Here is a 2117-nt window from a genome sequence, read left to right as displayed (position 1 = left end):
GCGTAGCTGACGACGCGGCGACCGACGGGGGCCGCGCAGTTGACGACGACACCACCGCGGACACGGAGGTGTGATCCATGTACGAACGCATCCTGATCCCGACCGACGGAAGCGACGTCGCGGAGTCGGCGGTCGACCACGCGCTCGACCTCGCCGAGAAGTACGACGCCGAGGTCCACGCGCTGTACGTGGTCGACATCGATTCGGTTCACCTCAGCCTCGGCACCGAACAGGTCGACCGGCTCAGGCAGGGCCGGTTCGGCGAGATGGAAGAGCTGAAAGAGCGGGCCGAAGCGGCGACCGCGGCGGTCGCCGACCGCGCGGCCGAACGCGGTATCGAGGTCGTCGAACACGTCTCCGGCGGCCGGCCGCACAAGCTGATCGCCGACTACGCCGAGGACCACGACTGTGACCTCATCGTGATGGGGAGCCACGGCCGCTCCGGCGTCCGCCGCGCGCTGCTCGGGAGCGTCACCGAGCGAACGCTGCGCTCGACGCACGTCCCCGTCCTCGTCGTCGACTACGTCGAGGAGGACTGAGCCGCGCGGCCGCCGCGGTTGCGATCCGCACCGACCGGAACGCGGCCGTTCCGGAACACCGACGTATCACGACGCGAACCCACACCACATGACCGACGCGGACACGATCGACGACCCGACGGCCGACGAGAGCCTCGCCGACCGCCTCCGCTCGCAGGTGCGGGAGCACCGGGTCGGGATGATCTACGACCTCGCGTTCGCGGTCGTGTGGGTGACGTTCGTGTCGCTCCTGTACGACGTGGCGTTCGCGAGCGCCCCGCGGTGGGTGCTGTACATGTTCATGCTCGCCGGCATCCCCGCCTACTTCGGATTCGTCGTCTCGCTCTCGGTCGCGAGGGATCGAGACTGACGCCGAGGCCCGACGGTTTCGGCGATCGGACGGGGGATTCGCACACAACACTTATCACGTCGTCGGGAGTCTGTGGAAGTGCGATGGCGACAGGCAAGGTCGATTTCTTCAACGACACCGGTGGCTACGGATTCATCGAGACTGACGACGCTGACGAGGACGTGTTCTTCCACATGGAGGACGTCGGCGGCCCGGACCTCGAAGAGGGACAGGAAGTCGAGTTCGACATCGAGGAAGCGGACAAGGGTCCGCGCGCGAAGAACCTCACTCGGCTGTAATCCATCGGCTGTACCCGCCGACTCGAACTCGGACAGCTCTCGAAACGCGTTCTGCGTATATCGCCCGCCGAGCGGCCGCGCCGCCGATCCGGATCGGGGTCGAAGGGCACCGTCCGGCCGCCGAGAGTCGCTATACCGGGAACTCGACGCCGGTCGCGTCGGTCGAGTACTCCCAGAGCCGGCGCGCGTCCTCGCGGTCGTAGGAGGCGTCGTTCGACCGGCCGACCGTCGGGTGCCCGCGCATGTTCATGAACCCGCCGGGCTCGACGTAGGCGCCGCCGTCGACGTCGGCGGTCGCGGCGTACAGCATCGGCAACGCGCCGGTGGCGGGGTCCTGTCCGAGCAGCGCGTTCGCGACGCGCGTCCCGGCTTTCAGCAGGCGATTGCCGCTCGCCTCCGCGGTGCGCAACTGGAGGTTCGTGTCGGCGTAGCCGGGGTGGCACGCGACGCTGCGGACGCCCAACTCCTCGTCGTTGCCGTCGCCACCCTCCCGCTCGGTCGCCTCGATCCGCCGCTGGAGCTCGTAGGCGAAGAGCAGGTTCGCGAGCTTGCTCCGGCCGTAGGCCTTCCACTTCCCGTACGACTCCTCGAAGTTGAGGTCGCCGAAGTCCATCTCGCCCTGCTCGTGAGCGCCCGACGATTGGGTGACGACGCGGGCGTCACCTCCCACCCCCTCGGCGGCCTCCAGGAGCGGGAACAGCCGCCCGGTGAGCGCGAAGTGCCCGAGGTGGTTGACGCCGAACTGCTTCTCGAAGCCGTCTTCCGTCTCGCTTCGGGGGATCGCCATCACGCCGGCGTTGTTACAGCAGACGTCGACGGCGTCGTGGTCGGCGGCCATCCCACCGGCGAACGACGCGACGGAGTCCAGCGAGGCGAGGTCGCACTCGCGGACCTCCAGGGCGCCGACCACGTCGCCGCCGGCGTCGGCGCGGAGCTCCGCGGCCGCCGCCT

At 69.1% G+C, this 2117-nt stretch carries 4 protein-coding genes; 3 read left to right on the top strand and 1 reads right to left on the bottom strand.

Features of this window, described 5'->3' with window-relative positions; translation table 11 throughout:
* The first annotated feature begins 77 nt into the window (after window positions 1–77).
* The 3 genes from GJ633_RS16080 (at window position 78) to GJ633_RS16070 (ending at window position 1166) form a co-directional block, all read left to right on the top strand.
* A complete protein-coding gene (locus GJ633_RS16080) occupies window positions 78–539 on the top strand; it encodes a universal stress protein (protein ID WP_156589578.1) in 462 nt (153 codons plus the stop codon).
* Window positions 540–627: 88 nt separating this feature from the next.
* Entirely contained in the window at window positions 628–888 is a 261-nt protein-coding gene (locus GJ633_RS16075; protein ID WP_156589577.1) for a hypothetical protein, read from the top strand.
* 83 nt (window positions 889–971) lie between these two features.
* On the top strand, window positions 972–1166 hold the full coding sequence (locus tag GJ633_RS16070; protein WP_007999482.1) for a cold-shock protein: 195 nt from the start codon (window positions 972–974) through the stop codon (window positions 1164–1166).
* A gap of 130 nt (window positions 1167–1296) precedes the next feature.
* Here the strand turns inward: GJ633_RS16070 and GJ633_RS16065 are convergent.
* Window positions 1297–2117, bottom strand: an 821-nt coding sequence (locus tag GJ633_RS16065) for an SDR family NAD(P)-dependent oxidoreductase (RefSeq protein ID WP_156589576.1), incomplete at its 5' end; no start/stop codon positions are given.

The sequence above is a fragment of the Halorubrum sp. CBA1125 genome (assembly GCF_009742825.1).
In the GTDB taxonomy this organism is placed as follows: domain Archaea; phylum Halobacteriota; class Halobacteria; order Halobacteriales; family Haloferacaceae; genus Halorubrum.
This window is presented reverse-complemented; position numbering and strand designations above follow the sequence as displayed.